Here is a 21,153-nt window from a genome sequence, read left to right as displayed (position 1 = left end):
TGCCGCACGCGGGAGCTACACCTCGCTGCTCTAGCACTTCCCTTCTCCCGCTTGCGGGAGAAGGTGGCGCAACGCGCCGGATGAGGGCGCGCCGGGTTGGCGCAGCCTTCGCGCCATCACGACGCGGTGCCCATGATGCTCTGCGTCCCACCGCCCGCGTCGCCTGCCATGAAGCTGCTCAGCCACCTGTTCCGTGCCGGTCACTTCGTGATCCTGGCGTTTTTCGTGCTGTGCGCGGCGGGACTGGTGGGGATGGCCGGCTTGGAGTTGTGGCATGGCTTCACCCCGGGTGGCGACATGGTGGTGCGCGACCGCTTCAACGTGGTGCTGGAAGCCATCGGCCTGCTCACCGTGGCGCTGGTGACCCTGGAACTGGGCCAGACCATCTTCGAAGAAGAGATCCTGCGCGACGTCAAGGTCAGCGGCCCCACGCGCGTGCGGCGTTACCTGTCGCGGTTCTTCGTGGTGATCGTGATCGCGTTGGCGATCGAAACGCTGGTGTCGATCTTCGAGCTGATGCACGACGACCCGGCCAAGCTGCCGTATGCCGCCGCCGTCGGCCTGTGCGCGGCGCTGTTGCTGATCGCCTGGGGCGTGTTCGTCAAACTCAATCGCAGCGCCGAAGAGCTGGAACCCGAAGCGATGGAAGAAACCAAGCGCGAAGACCGCGAGGTCGAGGAATAACAGCGGCGATCTGGCAACTGCGCAATCATCGAGCGGGGATGGTGGTGGCGAGTGCTGGGTGCGCGCTCCATTGCCACCCGCAGCTGACGAATGCTCACGACGCTGTGACCGCGCCGGTCCTGATCAGCTAGCGCCAGCAGCTGGCAACGGCGGCACCATCGTCGGCTTGCCATCGTCACCGAGCGCGATCATGACGAAGTGGCCACGGGTGCACAGCTCGCGCGCGCCGCTGAGCAGGTCTTCGGCAATCAGTTCCACTTCCACCTTGATCGAGCTGCGCCCCACCGACACCACCCGCGCGATGGTTTCCACCATCTGGCCCTGGCGGATCGGCAGCTTGAAATCCACCTGGTCCGAGCGCGCGGTCACCACCGCACGCCGCGCATAGCGCGAGGCGGCCAGAAACGCGGCCTTGTCCATCCACGCCAACGCCTGCCCGCCGAACAGCGTGCCCATGTGATTGGTGTGGTTGGGGAACACGATTTCGACCATGCGCACTTCGGTCGGCGGAACGGGTGTGGCGCTGGTCATGAAGGCGGTACCGGAAAAGGAAGAAAAGCCAGCCCGATCAGCTGCGCAGCGTCGGCAGGAAACTCAGGTCCATGTGGTAGCGCGCCGGACGCTGCGGATCGACGAAGATGCGCAGCGGTTGCCCATCGGTGAGGAACGGCTGCGGATCGGTCCACAGGTTATCGCTGCGATACTCGGTCAAGGTGGTGTGCGTGCGGTCGTGGCGTTGGGCCAGGATACGGAACGGGTGCACACCGTTGACCTGCAAAGACGCATTGTGTTCGATGCACACGAAGCGCGCTTCCACCACCGTGCCATGCCGGCGCAACCACGCAGCACGCCGCGCATGCCATCCGCGATAGCCAAGGATGCCGCCCCCCACGCCGCCGAACGCCACGCCCAGCAGTAACAGGATCCAGCGCGCCTGATCCGGCAACAGCGCCGCACCGGTCAACAACCCCAGCCCCGCCAGCAGGAAGCTCCAGGCGACGATGGTGACGGTCGTGTTCATCGCCGGGCGCCTCGCATCGACCGGGCGCCCGTCGCCATCACAGGCCGCTGCGGACCGCCGCTTCAACCTGCGCCGGCGACTGGAAGCCGGGCAGACGCGTCACTTCGGCGCCGTCCTTGAACAATGCCAAGGTCGGCGTCTGCCGCAATCCCAGGCTGCGGAAGAACTCCTCGCCAACCACTTCCAGCTTGACCTTGAGCAGTGCGACGCCTGCGGCGTCCTCGCTCGCGGCGAACTTGGTCAGCGACATGTCGAGCATCTTGCAGCCCGGGCAATTGTCCTTGTAGTAGTCGACCAGCAAGCGCGGATGCGCAGCAAGAGCGGCGACGTAGTCGTCAGGGGTGGAGGCGTGGAGCGTTTGCATGGGAGGTGTTCTCGAACGGTGTGTCGGTAAGAGCAAGAATGGTGTCGGTCCAGTGTTGGATCTTGGTGGCGTCGCGTTCGCCGTGGGGCATTTGTTCGATCTCCAGCCGCGGATAGCGCGAGCCGAAGAACGCGGCGATGCGCCGGGCGGCGCCGCAGTAGTTCTCCTCACCCCATTGCGTCTCGCCGGTGCCGAACACCGCCAGGCGCTCCGGCTTGCCGACCGCGTTGACGAGCTGCTCGATGAAGCGCTTCATCTCCGGCGGCGTACGCCCGGCGTTGATGCTCCAGCTGCCGAGGATGTAGAGATCGTGTTCGGCGCCATCAGGGCACGCCTGCGTCAGCGTCTGGATATCGGCATCGATCCAGGTTACCTCGTGCCCCAGTTCCTCGCAGCGCGCGTGGATCGCGCGCGCAACGTCGCGGGTGTTGCCACTGAGCGAAGTGTGGGCGAGGAGGATGCGCATTTCGGAGAAGCAATTACTCAATAACTAGCTTTAGTTCTTCGAGGCGAATGGCCATTGCTTCGATGCTGACTCCAAAAGACTCCGACAACGATACGAAGTGGTAGCCGTTGTAATAAGTCGTACTCGCAAGCTTTCTAGAGACATGACGGAGAGTCGGAAGAGCTTCAATCACTTTGGAAATAGGCTTGCTCAGTAGAGCAAAGGCGGTCTGCTCATCGAGGGCGAAAACACCCAGGAAGCGAGACTTAAATTCTTCAGTAAGAAGTTTCTGTGGCAGCAAAAAGTAGGTCGCGAACTTGTCTGCCTCAAGTTCGGTTCGATTGCGTGCTTGCCGAACTCCGTCTAACGGCTGATCCCGATGTAGCTCTGTTTGATCGGGATGAAGAATTGCGTGGCCTATCTCATGAGCCGCAGTGAAACGCATGACTCTCGGATCAGCATCCGTTGCGATTTGGATGGATCGAGTCGATTGATCAATCATGCCCGCGACCGAAACTTGGCGGCTGCCGTTGATCATCCAACCAAGACTAGAATGAAGGGTGAAGTCGAAGTCCAGAAGCTCAGCGGCAAGCTGCGGATCTAAGACATCAATCGGGTGCACGTTCTGGCTAAGCCCGAGATCTGTCCGCTTCTTCCAAATCGCGCGTTGCAACTTTTTAGCCTGTGCCTCTATCGACTCAAAGCTATGACTTTTCTTTGTAGAGAAGGCCTTACCATCCGAACTCGCAAATCGATACCTATCCTGGTCATTGCCCGCTTGCCAGCACTCCTCAATTTCTTCCATGTGCGCGTACGGGTCCCCCAGTCGCATGCGACTAGACGAGATGCGTGGATCCAATCGCTTGCTCATGGTGCCCCCGTACTTGTGAGTAAAATTACAGAGAGGTGTTGATAGTTCCGCCTCAGAGGTCGTCGAACCCATTATCCGAATTGGTCTTCTTGTACGAGGCATTGCGCATCTCGAAGAAGTCGGTCTTGGTTTCGGTGAAGTTGTCGGCGTAGGCCTTGATCCACGGCATCACGTTGTCGTTGGCGCCTTCGTACAGCTTCTCGATGCCGAGCATGCCGGCCATCTTGTTGGCGCGGTACTTCACGTAGCGGATCATCTCGTCCACGTCGATGCCGTCGATGCCGTCCAGCACTTCGGCGGTCCACACCGTTTCCAGATCGATCGCGTGCTCGAACGCCTTGTGCACGTAGTCGGTAAGCTGGTCGCCCTGCAGCGCCTGGTTCTCGCCGATGATGGCGCGAATCAGCTCGCTGATGAACTTGGAATGCGCCAGCTCATCGCGGTTGATGAAGCTGATGATCTTGCCGGTGCCGGTCATGCGGTTCTGGCGGACCAGATTGTAGAAATACGCAAAGCCGGAATAGAAGTTGATGCCTTCCAGGATCGAGGACTGGATCAGCGCGCGGATCAGCGTTTCGGCGGTCTTGTCGCGCAGGAAGTCGTCGTAGGCGCCCATGATCGGCGCATTGCGCTTGATGATGGTCGGGTGCGTGCGGGCCAGCTCGAACACGCGGTTCTGATCGGCCAGGCCGGTGATCGAGGCCAGCACGTAGCTGTAGCTCTCGTTATGGATCACTTCCTGCTGGCCGATGATCGCGGCATTGGCATGCGCGGCCGGGTCGGTGATGTATTCGGCGACGTTGTAGATGAAGCGCGTCTGCGGCGAATCCAGCGTGGCCAGCAAGCCGATGATCGAATCGTAGGCATTCTTCTCGCGCGCCGACAGCTCGTTGTACTGGCGCGCGTCGCCCTTCATGTCCACCTCGTCGGGGATCCAGAAGTTGGTCGACAGCTCCTTGTACGCCCGATAGAAGGACGGATACGGAATGTCGTTCCAGTTGAGGATGCCGGAGGTCTGACCATTGATGATGGCGGTGGAGCGGTTGGGATGACGCGGCTCCAGGATCTTGATGCGCTCAAGCGGTGTTGCGGACATGGGTCTCTACTCGTCTTTCAGGCGTCGCACGTACAAACGGGAACGGCGACAACAAATCGTTCTGGAGGAAAGCCCCCTGAGTCAGGGGGCGCGCCAAAAGCGCGGGGTGTGGGTGCTGATGAGCCGGGGCCCACCGTTCGCACTGCGAACCGTGGGGAGCGAAAGCGCGAATGCGCTTTAGCTCGAACACCACTCGCACTCACTGATGTCGATGTCGTTGGAGCGCACGTAGTACGTGGTCTTCAAGCCTTCGCGCCAGGCGGTCATGTGCAGATCCAGCAACGTGCTCGCACGGATGGTGCTGGGCACATAGAAGTTGAAGCTGATCGACTGGTCGATGTGGCGCTGACGACGCGCGTTCTGGCGCACGCTGGCGAACTGGTCGACCTTGTAGGCGCCCTTTTCGTAGTACGGCCAGGTTTCCAGCGACAGGCCCGGAGCGGCGACCGGACGACGGAAGTCCTTCTTTTCTTCGTAGTAGAACGCGCTGTAGATCGGATCGATCGACGCGGTGGAGCCGGCGATCTGTGCGGTGCTCATGTTCGGCGCCACGGCCAGCATCCACGCATTGCGCACGCCATTGACCGACACCTGTGCCGACAACTCCAGCCACTGCGGGCTGTTGTAATCGCGCGCACGGAAGTACTCGCCGTTATGCCAGTCGCTGCCGCGGAACACGCTGTAGGTGCCCTTTTCCTTGGCCAGCTCCATGCTCGCCTGGATGGTCAGGTAGTTGATGCGCTCATACAGTTCGTCGCTGTAATCCTCGGCTTCCTTGGCATTCCAATGGATGGCCTTCTGCGCCAGCAGGTGATGCCAGCCGAAGGTGCCCAGGCCGATGGCGCGGTACTTCTGGTTGGTGATCGTGGCCTGCGGCACCGGCAGCTGGTTGAGATCGATCACGTTGTCGAGCATGCGCACCTGGATCGGGATCAGCCGCTCCAGCACGTCGGCGCCCAGCAGATCGGCCTGGTCGTCCTGCGCGATGATTGCGCGGCCCAGGTTGATCGAGGACAGGTTGCACACGACGAAGTCGCCCGCCTTCTTGGTGGTGACGATCTGATTGCCGCTGATGATCTCCTGCATCATCCGCGTCGGGCTCATGTTCTGCAGGATCTCGGTGCACAGGTTGGACGAATAGACCATGCCCTCGTGCTTGTTCGGGTTCTTGCGATTGACTTCATCGCGATAGAACATGAACGGGTTGCCGGTTTCCAGCTGGCTGACCATGATGCGCTTGAAGATTTCGATCGCCTTGACGGTCTTGCGCGTGATGCGCTCGTCGGCAACGACTTCTTCGTACTTGCGACGGAAGCTGCTGTTGGCGTCGCCCTTCTTCTCGTCGTAGAAATCCTGCAGGTACCAGCCCTTGACCCGCTTGACCTCGTGCGGATCGAACAGGTACCAGTCGCCGCGACGCTCGACCGCTTCCATGAACAGGTCCGGGATGCACACCGAGGTGAACACGTCGTGCGCGCGCAGGCGCTGGTCGCCGTTGTTCAAGCGCAGGTCCAGGAACGCTTCGATGTCGCGGTGGAAGATGTCCAGATAGACCGCGATGGCGCCCTTGCGCTGGCCCAGCTGGTCCACCGACACGGCGGTGTTGTTGAGCTGCTTGATCCACGGCACCACGCCGCCAGACGAATTGGACACGCCGCGGATCGCCGAGCCGGACGAACGCACATAGCCCAGGTACGCGCCCACGCCGCCACCGTGCTTGGACACGCGCGCCACGTCGGTGTTGGAGTCGTAGATGCCCTGCAGGCTGTCGTCGACGGTGTCGATGAAGCAGCTCGACAGCTGGCCGCCGACCTTGCCGGCATTGGCCAGCGTCGGCGTTGCCACGGTCATGTACAGGTTGGACAGCGCCCAGTAGGCCTCGCCCACCAGCTGCATGCGGCGCTCGCGGCTGCCCTTGCCGGTGCCGATCTCGTCCTGCATCAGGTACAGCGCGATCGTCAGCCAACGCTCCTGCGGCAGCTCGAACACGCCGCGCGAGTTGTCGGTGGCCAGGTAACGGGTGGCCAGCAGATACAGGCCGTTATAGGCGAACAGCTTGTCGCGCTCGGGCTCGATCATCTTGCCGGCTTCGATCAGCTCGTCCTTGGAATAGCGGCGCAGGATGTCGTTGGAATAGACATTGCGGTCGGCCAGGCTTTCCTGCAGGCCGACGAACGAGCCGTACTTCTGGCTGGCGTCGTAGAACCGGTTGCGGCTGGCGCGCTTGTAGAGGCGGCGCAGGTACAGGCGCGCGGCGAAGTGCTCCCACTCCGGGGTGGTCAGATCGACGCGGGCTTCGGCCTCGCGGATCAGATGGTCGACCAGGTCGTCGGCGTTGACGCTGTCCTTGCGCTCGACAAAGCCGAACACCGAGCGCTTGTAGTCGGCCACGTCCAGCTGCGGGAATTCGGCATGGATCTGGTCGATCGCGCGGTCCAGGCGCTCGGCCTCGAACGGAATCTTGCGGTTGCCCGCTTCCTTGGTGATCCAGGTGGAGACGGTTTGTTCTTCGATGGTCTGTGCGTGCATTGCAATGGCTTGGCGGGGGGGCGGCACGACGTCCGACGGGTCGGTCAACTCCGGCGCGCTGCAGGCGGGCGCGCTGACACTGGCGGGAACGCTGGTGTTGGTTAGGGTACCGGCGGCGATCGCGGCAAGGGTGTCGTTGGTGGTCATGCGTCCTCCATGCGTAGGCACACGAACCCGCTCGGGGACGGGCTGCGACCGGTTCCGGACTCCCTGGACAGCGATGGCGGTGCGGGACGACCAGCACGCAAGACACGCAGTCTGCGGCGGCATCGCCATCACCAGCCATCTCCTTACCGGAGATTCCACGGTCGCCACCGCGCGGTGTGCTGTCGCGTGGTGGTCGGTGGCGAAACAACAGCGGCGCAACAGGACCACGTCGCCAGGTCCAGACGCTGCCCGGATGGCTTGTAGTCATGAATGCGACCGCGGCTGGGAGGCCATTTCGACCGCGACCCTGCCGCGATAGATGCTCCCACTGGTCCGGCCACCTTGGGCAACCAACCACCGACTGCCCCAAGATAGTGGGGTACCTGGGAGGGGTCAACACCAAATGTGGGAAAAACCCGCAAACCCTTGTGGCACAAAGCACTGTCTGACGAACGGTCGTCGCCAGGCCGCAGGACCCGCCAAGTCGACTGCGCAGTCAAGGCCCAAACCGGCATTTTTGCCGACCAGTTGGGTTCGGTTGGGTTGGCTGCGACACGCATCGAGGCTGAAGCCGGTCACAGTTGGCCGTCACTGCCTCAGCCGGCACCGCACGCCTGGCGCGCTGCTCAAACGGCGGCATATCCGCAACACGCGCCAACACACTTCATCAGTACGGAGCCCCGCAACCAAGCATCGCCCGGGCGATTGACCGACGCGGAGCGATGTCGCGTGGTACGCCCGGCAACGCGAGGACCTCGCCACTGCCGAATCCAGGTCGAGGGCGCGGTGCCCTTACCGCTCGCGGGACACGCCGTGAACCCGTCCCTGGGGGCTCGGTGGCGGCATCCATGCCGCCAACGGTCCCGCAATCGGTGAGGACACCGCACCAGAACGTTGGTCGGTGGTCGCGTGAAAGCGGTTTGTAGCGCGTTGCATATCAAACGTTGATCAGGCGCGTCATGATCCGACAACGCGCATCAAGCACTACTTTTTACGTGCATACCGACCATCTCGACTGGTCCTTGCCCGCCCACCGTCGCGGGACCTTACGCGGCATGGATGCCGCGTAAGAGCCTCCAGGGACGGATTCACGGCGTGTCCCGTGATGGTGGGCGGGCAAGGACCCTGCAGCAAACTCACAGCGCCGCGGGCAGGGAGGGGCCTTGCAGCCAAGCCACAGAACTAGCGGCACACGTCCGTCCGATGGCCACGAAGGCGCAGTCCGGCCGCTCTCAAGTGAACAGCGTGACGCCTTGGGCGCGGCCGGTGCGCAGCTTCAGATCTCGGTCGGGCCGATGTGGTGGCGCTTGCGGTAGCGAATCGACGACCACACCGAGGCGGCGATGAAGGCCACGCCGATCAGGCCGGTCAGCACTTCCGGCACGTGGTAGACGGTACCCACCAGCATGATGATCGCCAGCACGCCGATGGCGTAATGCGCGCCGTGCTCCAGGAACACGAACTCGTCCAGCGTGCCCTTGTGCACCAGATAGACCGTCATCGAGCGCACGAACATCGCGCCGATCGCCAGGCCCAGCATGATGATCACCACGTCGCGGGTGATCGCGAACGCGCCGATCACGCCGTCGAACGAGAACGAGGCGTCCAGCACTTCCAGGTACAAGAACGCGGCAATGCCCGAGCGCTTGGCCGGGCCCATGCTGCCGTCTTCGCTCTCTTCGGACTCGAACAAGGCATCCACGCTGCCCACCAGCAGATACAGCAGGATGCCGCCCAAGCCGGCGAACAGCACGCTCTGGAAGATCGCCTCGGGCAGGAACAGCTTGGTGCACAGCAGGACCGTGACCGCCACGATGACCGACATCGCATCGGCCTTGCCCAGCTTGCCGACCAGCCGCTCCACCGGGCCGAGCCAGTGCAGCTTGCGCTCCTGGTCGAACAGGAAGTTGAGGAACACCAGCAACAGGAACATGCCACCGAAGGCGGCGATGGACGGGTAGTTGTCGGTCAGCACCTGGCTATAGCGGTCCGGCTCCTTGAGCGCCATCTGCATCACCGGCACCAGGCCCATGCCGGTGGCCACCGACACGATCACGATCGGGAATACCAGGCGCATGCCGAACACCGCGATCAGGATGCCCACGGTGAGGAACAGCTTCTGCCAGAACGCATCCATGTGCTTGAGCACACCGGCATTGACCACCGCGTTGTCGAACGACAACGACACCTCCAGCACGCTCAGCACCAGGCACAGCCACAACGCCTGCCACAGGCCCATTGAGGTGGTGTGGCCCCACCAGGCAGCAACGCCCAGGCAGACGGCAGCGACCAACAACGACATTCTGAACTCGCGAAACATTGACACTCCCAGGCGGGCCGAGACGACAGCCGGAACAACGGGCCAGGGCAAAGCCCGGCAGATCCGGCGTGCGGTGGAGGATGGGGGACCGCGGCGTGACGCAACGTCAGGCCGGGCGCGGCTCGCCCATTATAGGGAGTGTCACCGCCATCAGGGTCGCATCGTCCGGATCCGGGCGTACGCCGAAGCCCAGGCTCTGGCACATCGCCAGCATGGTGCGGTTCTCACGCAGTACCTGGCCTTCGATCTGCTTCAGGCCCAGCCAGCGTGCGTACTCGATCATGATGCGCATCAGCTGCCAGCCGATGCCGTGGCCCTTGAGGTCGGAGCGGATCAGGATGCCGTACTCGCCACGCTCGTAATCGGCGTCGGCATGCAGGCGCACCGCGCCAAGCATGTCGCCGGTCTTGGGGTCGATGGCCACCAGCGCGATCGAGCGCGCGTAGTCCAGCTGGGTCAGGCGGGCGATGAATTCGTGGCTGAAATGCTTGACCGACTGGAAGAACCGCAACCGCAGGTCTTCGTCGGTGACCCGCGCGAAGAAGGCGCGGAACAATGCATCGTCTTCCGGGCGCACCGGGCGCACCAACGCATGGGTGCCATCGCCGAGCGCGATCTGGCGCTCCCATTCCTTCGGGTACGGGAAGATCGCAAAACGCGGATGGCCGCGGCCCTTGTGCAGCTTGCGCGCCGGCGCCACCGCCACGCGGGCGTCCAGCGCGATCACGCCATCGCGGTCGGCCAGCAGCGGGTTGATATCCAGCTCGGTGATTTCCGGGATGTCGGCCGCCAGCTGCGCCAGCTTGACCAGCACCAGCGCCACGGCGCGCTCGTCGGCGGCCGGCACGTCGCGATAGGCCTTGAGGATGCGCGAAACGCGGGTGCGGCCGATCAGCTCGTGCGCCAGGCGTAGATCCAGTGGTGGCAGCGCCAGTTCGCGGTCGTTGATCACCTCCACCGCGGTGCCGCCGCGGCCGAACACGATCGCCGGGCCAAATACCGGGTCGTCGGCAATGCCGGCGATCAACTCGCGCGCCTTGGGCCGCAACACGGTGGGCTGCACGATCACCCCTTCGATGACTGCGTTCGGCAGCGCGGCGCGGGCACGCGCCAGGATGCCGGCCGCCGCCTCGCGCACCGCCGCCACGCTGGACAGGTTCAGGCGCACGCCATCCACGTCGGACTTGTGCGCGATGTCGCCGGACAACACCTTCAAGGTGACCGTGCGCCCCATTGCCAGCAGCGGGTCGGCCAGCAAGGCGGCCTCGTTGGCAGTGGTGGCCACCTGCAACGGCACGATCGGGATGCCGTAGGCCGCCAGCAGCCGGTTGGTCGCCACCGGGTCCAGCCAACGCCGACCCGCCGCCAAGGCTTCATCGACCACCGCGCGCGCGATGCCGGCATCCACCACGAAGTCTTCCGGCAGGCTGGGCGGGGTTTCCATCAACGCCGCCTGCGCCTCGCGATAGCGCACCAGGTGGGTGAAGCCGCGCACCGCATCCGATTCGGTGGCGTAGGTGGGCACGCGCGCGGCGTTGAGCGCGGCGATCGCCGCGTCGTCCTGGCCCAGCCACACCGCAAACACCGGCTTGTCGCGCTGATAGCGGTTGCGTTGCTCCAGCGCGCGGGTCAGCGCCTTGGCCGCGTCGGCCGAGGAGGTGAATGCAGTGGGCACGTTGACCACCAGCAAGGCGTCGTTTTCGGGATCGTCCAGCAGCGCTTCGATCGCCGCGGCATAGCGCGCGCCATCGGCGTCGACAATGATGTCCACCGGATTGCTGCGCGACCAGCCTTCCGGCAGCGACTGGTCCAGCCGCTCCAGGGTCTTGGCCGATAACTCGGCCAAGGTGCCGCCACGCAGCACCAACTGGTCCACCGCCAGCTGCCCCACCCCGCCGCCATTGCTCAGGATGGCCAGACGCCGGCCCGGGAAGCTGCCGAGCCGGCCCAGCGTTTCGGCCGCGGCGAACAACTCGTCCAATGCGCCAACGCGCAGCAGCCCGGCACGCGCGAACGCGGCGCCATACACCGCATCCGAGCCGGCCAGCGCCTGCGCGTGGGTGTCGGCATTGGGATTGATGCGGAACTGGCGGCCGGACTTGACCACCACCACCGGTTTGGCACGCGCGGCCGCACGCGCGGCCGACATGAACTTGCGCGCATCGCCAATGCGTTCGACGTAGAGCAGGATCGCGCGGGTGCGGTAGTCGGTGGCGAAGTAATCGAGCAGATCGCCGAAGTCCACATCCAGCGTATCGCCCAGCGACACCACCGCCGAGAACCCCACCGAACGCGCCACGCCCCACTCCACCAAGGCAGCGGCAATGGCGCTGGATTCGGAGATCAGCGCCAGATCGCCGGCTTGCGGGCAGTGCGCGGCGATGCTGGCATTGAGCCGCGCATGCGGGGCGATCACCCCCAGGCAATGCGGGCCGAGGATGCGCATGCCCTTGGCGCGAGCGGCCGCTTCCATGCGTGCGGCCGGCGAGCCGGGGCCACGGCCCAAACCGGCGGTAAGGATGATGGCTGCTGCCACCCCGCGCCGCGCGGCAATGGAGACGATGCGCGGCACGATGCGCGCCGGCGCGGTGATCACCACCAGGTCCGGTATCCACGGCAGATCGGTCAAGCGCGCCACCGTGCGCACGCCATCGATCTCGCTGTAGCGCGGGCTCACCCAACCGATCTGCCCGGGGAAGCCGGCCGCGCGCAGGTTGCGCACCACCGCCCGCCCGGCCGAGCGATCGCGCGGACTACCACCCACCACCGCAACGGTGCTGGGGCGGAAGACCTGTTGCAGGTGATAGGTACTCATTGTGCGGGGGAGAACACTGCCATCGCGCTACGGTACACGCACTGATGGATCCAGGCATGGGCGCGCTGTGCAGCACGCGTGTGCCAAGCCTAGGGACCTACCGCAACCGGGGGTGCGCTACAGGCGTTGCCACATTCGGCGATACGCCATGCTGCTGATCTGATGCGCCAGGGACGAAGTCATCGATATCCGTGCGCGCAGCGCGCAGACATCACCCTCTCGGTCCACCTAGACACGTCCCACATAGAGACAGGCCTGGCGACTGCTCGCCAGGCCTGTATCGCCCTGTCTTACAACAACGTGCCGCTCAAGATCGCCGCCGCAATGCTGAAATAGATCACCAAGCCGGTGACATCCACCAGCGTGGCCACGAACGGTGCCGAGGCGCTGGCCGGATCGAAGCCGAAGCGTTGCAGCACGAATGGCAGCATCGAGCCGGACAGCGAGCCGAAGGTGACGATGCCGATCAGCGCCGCACCGATGGTCAGCGCCACCATCTGCCAATGGGGGCCGTAGTCGTACAGGCCGGCGGTTTGCCAGATGGCGATGCGTACGATCGCCAGCACGCCCAGAATCGCGCCCAGGGTCAGCCCGGTGGGCAGCTCGCGCAGCGCCACTTTCCACCAGTCGCCCAGGCGAATTTCGCGCAGCGCCAGCGAACGGATCAGCAGCGAGGTGGCCTGCGAACCGGAGTTGCCGCCCGAGCTCATGATCAACGGAATGAACAAGGTCAGCACCACCGCCTTGGACAACTCGTCCTCGAAGTGTTGCATGGCGCTGGCGGTGAGCATTTCGCCCAGAAACAGCACGCTCAGCCAGCCGGCGCGCTTCTTGATCATCTGGCCAAACCCAATGTGCATGTAGGGCTTGTCCAGCGCTTCCATGCCGCCGAACTTGTGCACGTCTTCGGTGGATTCGGCGATCAATGCGTCGAGCACATCGTCCACGGTGACGATGCCCAGCACATGCCCGCGCGCATCCACCACCGGGATCGCGAGCAGGTCGTGGCGGCGGATCAGGCGCGCCACTTCTTCCTGGTCCAGCGCCGGGTCCACGGTGACCGGCGGATTGACCTGCGCCACCTCCAGGATCGGTGCCTCCGGCGCGCCGGTGATCAGCCGGCGCATGGTGACCACCTGCTGCAGCACGCGGGTGGCCGGGTCGAGCAGATAGATGGCGTAAACGGTCTCGCGGCTGCGCTCCACTTCGCGGATGTGCTGCAAGGTGCGGCCCACTGTCCAGTCGGAGGACACCGCCACGAATTCGGTGGTCATCAGCGCACCGGCGGTGTTGGGCGGGTAGCGCATCAGCGCCTGGATCGACAGCCGCGCCTCGGCACTGAGCAACCACAGCAGCGGCTGGCGCTGCTCGGTATCCAGACCGTGGAAGATATCGGTGGCGCGGTCGTCGGCCATCTGCCCGAGCAAGGAGGCGGCCTGCTCGGCCGGCAGCAGGGCGACCAGTGCACTGGCATCGCGCAGCTCGGGTTGTTCGAGCAACTTCACCGCACGCGGCGGCGGCAACGCGGCCAGCACATGCGCCGCATCGTCGCGATCGAGCGTGTTGAGGTATTCCACCGCATCGGCCGTGTTGAGCTCGGCCAGGGGTGCGGTCAAGGCATCGACGCCTTGGGCAAGGCGCAGGGTTTCGTTGTACATGGTGGTTCGCCTGGTGACGACCGTCGTCGATGACAGCCGGCGAACCTGAGCCTCAGGCGCGCGCCAGCTGGGTCATCGACCCGGGTCTAGGGTGACTGTCGCTGGACATGAGTAAAGGCTCCGAAAGGTGCGCACCGACCGGTGATCCGGGCGGCGGCGCGGCGCAGTCTGCGCGCCTGCGCCCGCTTGGTCAATCCTTCGCAGCCGCCCCGCTTCACTGGGCGTCCAGCATGCCGAGCCTGCACTGCACGTCGCTGGCGCACGCCATGCCGCTCACCCCGTCGACAACGCGCGACTGACGCCGCGCAGAGGGCGAGTGCGCGGTTGCGTGGAGGTGCCATCGTCGTGACACCTCCGCGTGGGTGCAGGCGCGCACCTGCAACCTGTCGCTGCGATGCTGCCGGCTGCGGCCAGCCGCGCCAAGAGGTCGAGCTGGTCGGAGGCATCGCACCGGCCGTCGCAAAACTGTGGTGTGCCGTACAGCAATCGGTACAGTCGGCTTCTTGGCACAGCCAACCCATCGCAGATTCTCGTGGAAGAGCGCGCGCCATCGCGTCCAACCGCTCCCGTCGCTGCTCAGGGATCCCCAATGCCGTCTTCTCTCTCGTCCTTGCTACGCCGTTTCCGTCAAGTGTGTCTATGCGCCGCCGCGGGCTGGGGCACGGTCGGCATGGCGCAGAGCACGCTGCCTGCAACACCGCCGGTGGAGGCGCACGAAACCCCCCAACACGCCGGGCATGAGTGGGGCTACACCGGTCCGGAAGGCGCCGAGCACTGGGCCGAACTGGCCAAGGAAAACGCGCTATGCGGCAACGGCCAACAAAACAGCCCGATCGATCTGAAAGGGGCGGTCGACGCCAACCTGGGCACGCTGGAGTTGAACTACGCCGCCGTGCCGCTGGCGGTGCGCAACACCGGACATTCCATCCAGCTGGAGTTGCATGACGGCGGCACCATGGTCATCGGCGGCAAGCAGTACACCGCGTTGCAGCTGCACTTCCATCACCCAAGCGAGCACCTGTTGAACGGGCGGCGCTTCCCGATGGAGGCGCACATCGTGCACCAGGGCCCGGATGGAACCCTGGGCGTGCTGGCGGTCTTCTTCGAAACCGGCAAGGCCAATCCTGCATTCCAGCGGGTGCTGGATGCCATGCCCAAGGACAGGAACCAGACCCGGCAGGTCGCCAACGCCTCGGTGCGTGCCAGCGATTTCCTTCCGCCCAAGCAGCAACGCCGCTTCTATCGCTACGAAGGCTCGCTGACCACACCGCCGTGCAGCGAAACGGTGGACTGGGTGGTGCTCGAGCAGCCGGTGCAGGTGTCCGAAGAGCAGATCAACGCCTTCGAGCGCGTCTACCCATTCAACGCCCGGCCGCTGCAGCCGCTGGATCGACGCTTCCTGCTCAAGAGCCACTGAGCGGAGCCAACCAAGCGCAGCGGGCGGCCACACGGCCACACGGCGAGGATGAACGGCGCAGTGAGATGCCCCGTGCATTCCGCCGCACAGCACACCGGCCGCACGCCTCTTGCAGCTGCGCAGTGGCCCCGCGCAAGCCGCTCGGCGTGCTGCTATCGCATGCGCAGTCGCTGGTTTTACGCGCTTAGAGGGTGCGATCTGATCGCAGCCGGCACACCGGTTCGGCCAGGTGGCGGATGCTCGACACTGCGGTCGCCGCATGGCCGCGCGTGCCGGCGTAGCCGGTTGCATGGCCATGCGGCACGTCACAGCAGCGCACCACGCGTGGCATGCGATGCGCATCGGCAGCGCTCCGGCACGTTGGTGCAAGCTGACTAGACGCTGCGGGCGGCATAATGCGCACCTCAACGGAGAATGTGCATGCATAGCGGTGGCCTGGAACTGGCTCTGGTCCTGATGCTGGCCGCCATCGTGGCGGTACCGGTGTTCAAGCGCTTTGGCCTTGGCGCGGTGCTGGCCTATCTGGTCGCCGGCGTGGTGCTGGGCCCGGATGGTGTGGGCGTAGTGCAGGATGCCGAGCGCATCAGCGGCGCGGCCGAAATCGGCGTGGTGATGCTGCTGTTCGTGATCGGCCTGGAGCTGTCGCCAGCCCGCCTGAAGGTAATGCGCCATTCGGTGTTCGGCGCCGGCGCCACCCAGGTGCTGGTAACGGCCACGATCCTGGGCGGCCTGCTGATGCTGGGCAACCTGGGCTGGAAAACCTCGCTCATCGTCGGCGTGGCGCTGGCGCTGTCCTCCACCGCGGTGGGCCTGCAACTGCTGGCCGAACGCAAGGCGCTGGGCAGCGATTACGGACGACTGGCCTTCGCCATCCTGCTGTTTCAGGATCTGATCGCGATCCCGTTGCTGGCCGCCATTCCGCTGCTCGGCGGCAGCAAGAACGCCACCCTCGCCTGGCCGGATGTGGCCAAGGCGATTGCCGCGTTGGCGCTGGTGATCCTGTGCGGGCGCTTTGTGTTGCGCTATCTGTTCAACGTGGTGGCGCGCACCCGCATGCCGGAGGTATTCACTGCCAGCGCGTTGCTGGTGGTGCTGGGTACCGCCTGGATCATGCAGGAAGCCGGGCTGAGCGCCAGCCTGGGTGCCTTCATCGCCGGGGTACTGCTGGCCGATTCGGAATTCCGCCACGAACTCGAATCGCAGATCGAACCGTTCGAAGGCTTGCTGCTGGGCTTGTTCTTCATTTCGGTGGGCATGGGCATCGACCTCAATCGCGTGATCGCCGAGCCGGGGTTGATCGCCGCCGGCGTGGCGATCTTGCTGGTGGTGAAGTTCTCGCTGCTGGTCGGTATCGGCAGTGTCGCCAAGCTGCCGCTACGCAGCAGCCTGATGCTGGGTAGCGTGTTGTGGCTGGGCGGCGAATTCGCGTTTGTGGTGTTCAACGAGGCCGATCGCGTCGGCTTGCTGGATCCGGCCAATCACGACCGCCTGGTGGCCATCGTCGGCGTCTCGATGGCGCTGACGCCGCTGTTGCTGCTCGGCATGCAGCGCCTGCTCAACGGACCGTTGCGGGTACAGGTGCCCAAGTCCGAGCGCCCCTTCGATACCATCGATGCGCAGTCGCCGCAGGTGCTGATCGCCGGCGTGGGCCGTTTTGGCCAGGTAGTGGCCCGCCTGCTCACCTCGCGCCATGTGCCGTTCGTGGCGCTGGAGCACAACCCCGACACGGTGGAGGATATCCGCCGCTTCGGCGGTGAGCTGTACTACGGCGACCCGACCCGGCCAGACCTGCTCCGCGCCGCCGGCGCCGACCGCATCAAGGTGTTCGTGATTGCGGTGGACGACCCGGAAACCAACATCAAGACGGTGCGGCTGATCCGCCGCCTCTACCCGCAGGCCACCGTGCTGGCGCGCGCGCGCAACCGCCAACACGCCTGGAAACTGATGGACCTGGGCGCCGAACCGTTCCGCGAAGTCTTCGCCTCCAGCCTGGAACTGGGTGGACGCGTGCTGACCTCGCTCGGCGTGGCCGACACGCTTGCGCGCGAACACATCGAACGCTTCCGCAAGCACGACGAAGACCTGATGCGTGCGCAACACCTGGTCTACGACGACGAAGCCAAGGTGCTGCAGACCTCGCGCGATGCGCGCGAAGACCTGATGCGCCTGTTCGAAGCCGACGTCAAGGCGGATGTGGATGGGGATGACGTGGCAGTGTCGGCCACGCGCGATGCGTAAATGCGCTTGGCAAACTCATAACCAGATGCGCACTGCCAGCGCGTTTGACCGAATGACAATCAAACGCCCTCGCTGAATCGCCAAGTGAACCAGCCACACGACACGCAGGCCGCAATCACAGTTGCAAGGCCAATCTGCGAACGCGTGTACCCACAAGAGCCGATAAGGCGCTGTGTGCCCAACCCGCCCAGCAGAAGGCCCGTGCCCACGCAAATCGGAGCAGTCAGGTGTGCCCACTCACCGCGCAAATCATGTGCAAAGTCGCTGACACCGTAGGTGGCTAACACACTGCTGATTCCCGCACCCAGCAAGACAGCGCCAGCAGCGAATAGTAGCCAGCAAGATAGCGTCTTTATTGACTGCAAAACTTTACCTGATTAGCCCTGACCCTCAGCTGGATGTTTGTTGCAGTCCTGCAAATAGCTTCGTTTTCCTAATGTTTTCCATGATGTCCGCTCTCGGCGCCGTTGACGCGAGGAGCCGGTCCGAGGTTCTTTCAGCCAGGACCCCATCGCGGCCTTGCATGGGGCGGGTTTAGCGATAAGCGCGGAGGTGCTGCAGCTGAAGGTCAGGGCTAATCAGGAAACTTTATCCACTGGATTGACTCCACAAGCCGCCTTCGCGATACAGCGGAACTGCTAGCGTCTGCTGCGCGCCCTCTGAATTAATCCGTCGCGACGTCCTACAAGGCGCTCTGGATGAAGCCTGTAGATGCTCGGTGCCCACGTATAGGCAACCACGGTTGCCGCCTCCTGCTCTGTCAGGGTATTCAGTGGCTTTGCAAACAGATGATGAGACAAAGCGTTCAAACCATTGCCCTGTTCGTTATAGGCAAGAGTCGAATAGAGTGCAATAACCTCGTCCTGCGACAGATGTAGCCAGAGAAGCTTCCCCCAAAGCAATTCACCCATACGTGACCAAAATCCAGTGCTGCCCGGCAGAAAGCGCTTGCGCAACCGCATTGCGACTAGAGCCGAGGGCGCTGCATCCCCCCGATGCAGTACTTGGATATACCGCCGAATATTCGGCGGTGGGGAGCGGTCAAAAGGATCCGCACTAACAAGAATGGCCCGGATATCGCCCAAACGGGGCGAGAATACGAAAACGTCGTAAGCGACGACTACAAGGATGGGCAAAACTAGGGTCGAGATGGCAATAAAACTCGGCGCCCTTGAATGAAATTTCATCGCAAATCCCGTTCACTTTAAGATCTTATCCAACTCAGCGAGCCTGCAGGTAGATTGAACAATTGTCCAGCCAAACCACTTGCTTTCGTGCGCGCCATCGGAATACTAGTGATGTCGCCCTCACCTAGCCATTTTCTGGAAGTGGCTCCTTCAGCTGCCGAGGCAGCCCGCACCCCATCCAATGCTGCTTGATAAATCCCTTTTCAGCATCGCAATTTTTTTCAAGTGTTGCTAGATAAATTCGTTATCCGAGACGAGATACTCGATTGAATTATGCAACATGATCGATTCCTCTGATTCGCTTTCAAATGGTGCTGGGATTGCACTTCGCGTCATCCCAGCCTACGACCCTTTCGCATTCTTAACGAACAAAACACTAAGGGGCCCTGCAAAATCCCTAAATACATGACCGAAGCAACAAACCAGCCCTACATTTGAGAGTGAATGCTGCCAAATCGCACATGCTGACTGATTGAAGAATGAAATTGAGGAGAGAACGTCCACTCCAAAACAATGCTCACCAGGAAGCTCATTAACCAACCCAACAACGCCGACAAAATCAAGCCAACAATCGTTCCACCGCTGGCTTTTCGTAGCGCAAGGCCAACGCCAAGAACAGCGGCACTTTGGAGAGCTGCAAACAGGACTGCCGGAGCTCTAAGCTCCAGCCCTGCTATCCACGCCCAAACTAAAAAAAACGTGGCAACCCAGACTACTAAAACCGGCCTACTTGACCGTTGCATCACGAAGTCCTCTCGACAACGATCCTGGAAATACGGACCCTTCGAAGTTATTGAAGACTTCCGAAGCGCTCAGAACGTTGGAAACGTTAAAAGCACATGTCGGACCGGTCGCAGTTGGAGACATCCTGACCTGACGTCTAATCTGTTTCTGCTGATTTTTGCTTATGTCTCTACACTGGACCCCAACAGTATCCCCTTCGGCTTCGTGATACTTCTTGAATCCATCCAAGTGATTCCCGTCTAACACTTCACTTCTTTTCTGTACCCCATATCCACCGTGTTGCAGAAGGCTTCGCCCTTCAGGCTCCGATTCCACACAGCAACATCGCGGACAGCATCGACGACCACACGTGGGCTGCCGAGGTGATCGGGTTCGACGTAGTGCAGTTGACCGCCGTTGGCCAGCAGGCCTACCGGTAGGTCGTCCAGCCAGACCGCTTGTTGCTTGGGTGCGTCGTTGGTGTCGTAGTCGGCCACCTCTTCCAACTTGCAAATATTATCTGCCCTAAGATAGAGGCGCACATGACAGATATCGATTATATCTAAAACACCCATCCCCATAGCCAGACTCAAATACGCTAGCAACCACCCTATTTTACCCAGATATCCGATTTAAATAATTTCATGGCGATCAAAGGCAAAATGCTGGGTGATTCTTATACAGCACCCAAGTCAATCCCAAGTAATACTTGGATCCACTTTCTGATGGCATCATTTGAACTATCAAACTAATGCCGCTCTTACACAACTTCAGTTCTTTGTCATTTTTAAGGACGCGCCGCCATCCCATTTCTAAAGATTTTCTTTCATAATAGTTAAGAACATCCCGATTAATTGAAGTGGAGGCCACATGAGCTGAAAAACTAGTTATCGGGCCTTTATCAAGACCCACTTTTGATATCAACCTGGAATTCTCTTCTAAGGGAAATTTTTCGAACTGGCGAGCGAGATTATTAGCACTCACCTTCTTATCTATATCTCCCATCACTATAGCCGTAACTTTTTCCGGCCCTAGTACGTATAATAATATACTAACAGCTGCGGCCAGCAAAAATAATATGAAGACGCGATAACTCATATGCGCTAATTGCCCTTAAAGTTCCAAATAGGAAAAATATACTCATAGGGCTGCAATGAAACTCCTGGTGTGCCTAACCCGAGCTCCAATGCCGCTCCCGCTGTGTTGTAAACTAGCGCCCCTCCTGGTCCATAGTAAGCACCTGCACCAGTTGTGGCGCCGGTTACAAAGTTGTCCACCTCAGCACCTGATTTTTCGCAGGTCATTTTCCCAGCCGAAATGGATCCACCTATCTTCCCACTCACAAGCGAACGAGCTCCAGGCTTTATGAATCCAAATCCAACGAATACAGTATTATTTCTAGCCACAGTAATGCCAGCGCTCGCAACGTAAACTCCGGCCGACAGATGCAAATAATCTATGCGACTTTCTCCTGGCTTTTTAGTCAACCCAGAGTAGTAAGAAAGGGTGGGATTAGATCCGACATCTTGAAGACCTAAAATATCCTTAAGGAACCTCTGAACAAAGCACGGCAGATGCGCGACACTACCCGCCTCGTGTTGAGGAATCATCCATGCAACTGACGTTCGGCGACGCTGA

Annotated in this window: 16 protein-coding genes and 1 pseudogene; 3 read left to right on the top strand and 14 right to left on the bottom strand. The window is 62.3% G+C overall.

All coding sequences use genetic code 11. The features are described from left to right. Window positions 1-168 precede the first annotated feature (168 nt). A complete protein-coding gene (locus XdyCFBP7245_RS05520; RefSeq protein WP_005989851.1) occupies window positions 169-684 on the top strand; it encodes a hypothetical protein in 516 nt (171 codons plus the stop codon). 123 nt (window positions 685-807) lie between these two features. Here the strand turns inward: XdyCFBP7245_RS05520 and XdyCFBP7245_RS05515 are convergent, their stop codons facing one another. From XdyCFBP7245_RS05515 to mgtE, 10 genes are all read right to left on the bottom strand, one after another. Continuing rightward, entirely contained in the window at window positions 808-1,215 is a 408-nt protein-coding gene (locus XdyCFBP7245_RS05515) for an acyl-CoA thioesterase (protein ID WP_104614756.1), read from the bottom strand. A 37-nt stretch (window positions 1,216-1,252) separates the two neighbouring features. Next, window positions 1,253-1,705 carry a hypothetical protein gene (locus tag XdyCFBP7245_RS05510; RefSeq protein WP_104614755.1) on the bottom strand — a complete coding sequence of 151 codons (453 nt, stop codon included), beginning with the start codon at window positions 1,703-1,705 and terminating at the stop codon, window positions 1,253-1,255. 37 nt (window positions 1,706-1,742) lie between these two features. Then, the gene (locus tag XdyCFBP7245_RS05505; protein ID WP_055847068.1) at window positions 1,743-2,069 is read right to left on the bottom strand and encodes a thioredoxin family protein; all 327 of its coding nucleotides are present in this window, start codon (window positions 2,067-2,069) and stop codon (window positions 1,743-1,745) included. Beyond that, window positions 2,041-2,535 (bottom strand): flavodoxin, encoded by a 495-nt coding sequence (locus XdyCFBP7245_RS05500; protein WP_104614754.1) that lies wholly within the window; start codon window positions 2,533-2,535, stop codon window positions 2,041-2,043. Before XdyCFBP7245_RS05500 ends, XdyCFBP7245_RS05505 begins: the two co-directional genes overlap by 29 nt. Before the next feature lie 13 nt (window positions 2,536-2,548). Further along, a complete protein-coding gene (locus XdyCFBP7245_RS05495; protein ID WP_244907769.1) occupies window positions 2,549-3,319 on the bottom strand; it encodes an ImmA/IrrE family metallo-endopeptidase in 771 nt (256 codons plus the stop codon). A gap of 118 nt (window positions 3,320-3,437) precedes the next feature. Then, window positions 3,438-4,481, bottom strand: coding sequence for a ribonucleotide-diphosphate reductase subunit beta (locus XdyCFBP7245_RS05490; RefSeq protein ID WP_006448529.1), 1,044 nt, complete (start codon window positions 4,479-4,481; stop codon window positions 3,438-3,440). 177 nt (window positions 4,482-4,658) lie between these two features. Continuing rightward, a complete protein-coding gene (locus XdyCFBP7245_RS05485) occupies window positions 4,659-7,157 on the bottom strand; it encodes a ribonucleoside-diphosphate reductase subunit alpha (RefSeq protein WP_104614752.1) in 2,499 nt (832 codons plus the stop codon). 1,276 nt (window positions 7,158-8,433) lie between these two features. Continuing rightward, window positions 8,434-9,477: a DUF475 domain-containing protein gene (locus XdyCFBP7245_RS05480; protein ID WP_104614751.1), complete on the bottom strand. Its 1,044-nt coding sequence runs from the start codon at window positions 9,475-9,477 to the stop codon at window positions 8,434-8,436. Window positions 9,478-9,583: 106 nt separating this feature from the next. Then, entirely contained in the window at window positions 9,584-12,292 is a 2,709-nt protein-coding gene (locus XdyCFBP7245_RS05475; protein ID WP_104614750.1) for a bifunctional acetate--CoA ligase family protein/GNAT family N-acetyltransferase, read from the bottom strand. Between the two features lie 290 nt (window positions 12,293-12,582). Further along, complete coding sequence (gene mgtE / locus XdyCFBP7245_RS05470) at window positions 12,583-13,950, bottom strand: magnesium transporter (RefSeq protein ID WP_104614749.1); 1,368 nt, start codon at window positions 13,948-13,950, stop codon at window positions 12,583-12,585. Window positions 13,951-14,539: 589 nt separating this feature from the next. Between mgtE and XdyCFBP7245_RS05465 the strand changes: the two genes are divergently transcribed. Both XdyCFBP7245_RS05465 and XdyCFBP7245_RS05460 read left to right on the top strand, forming a co-directional pair. Then, window positions 14,540-15,367: a carbonic anhydrase gene (locus tag XdyCFBP7245_RS05465; RefSeq protein ID WP_104614748.1), complete on the top strand. Its 828-nt coding sequence runs from the start codon at window positions 14,540-14,542 to the stop codon at window positions 15,365-15,367. Window positions 15,368-15,787: 420 nt separating this feature from the next. Beyond that, a complete protein-coding gene (locus tag XdyCFBP7245_RS05460) occupies window positions 15,788-17,605 on the top strand; it encodes a monovalent cation:proton antiporter-2 (CPA2) family protein (protein WP_104614747.1) in 1,818 nt (605 codons plus the stop codon). A gap of 638 nt (window positions 17,606-18,243) precedes the next feature. Here the strand turns inward: XdyCFBP7245_RS05460 and XdyCFBP7245_RS05450 are convergent. From XdyCFBP7245_RS05450 to XdyCFBP7245_RS23700, 4 genes and pseudogenes are all read right to left on the bottom strand, one after another. Next, the gene (locus tag XdyCFBP7245_RS05450) at window positions 18,244-18,792 is read right to left on the bottom strand and encodes a transglycosylase domain-containing protein (RefSeq protein WP_104614746.1); all 549 of its coding nucleotides are present in this window, start codon (window positions 18,790-18,792) and stop codon (window positions 18,244-18,246) included. A 1,019-nt stretch (window positions 18,793-19,811) separates the two neighbouring features. Continuing rightward, a pseudogene (locus XdyCFBP7245_RS05445) lies at window positions 19,812-20,006 on the bottom strand (RHS repeat-associated core domain-containing protein); the annotation flags it as partial. Window positions 20,007-20,166: 160 nt separating this feature from the next. Then, complete coding sequence (locus XdyCFBP7245_RS23705) at window positions 20,167-20,613, bottom strand: hypothetical protein (protein ID WP_146091648.1); 447 nt, start codon at window positions 20,611-20,613, stop codon at window positions 20,167-20,169. A gap of 5 nt (window positions 20,614-20,618) precedes the next feature. After that, window positions 20,619-21,153, bottom strand: a 535-nt coding sequence (locus tag XdyCFBP7245_RS23700) for a hypothetical protein (protein ID WP_211287644.1), incomplete at its 5' end; no start/stop codon positions are given.

The organism is Xanthomonas dyei, from assembly GCF_002939865.1.
Lineage (GTDB): Bacteria > Pseudomonadota > Gammaproteobacteria > Xanthomonadales > Xanthomonadaceae > Xanthomonas > Xanthomonas dyei.
Note: the sequence above shows the minus strand (reverse complement) of the source record. Positions and strands in the feature narration are given on the sequence as shown.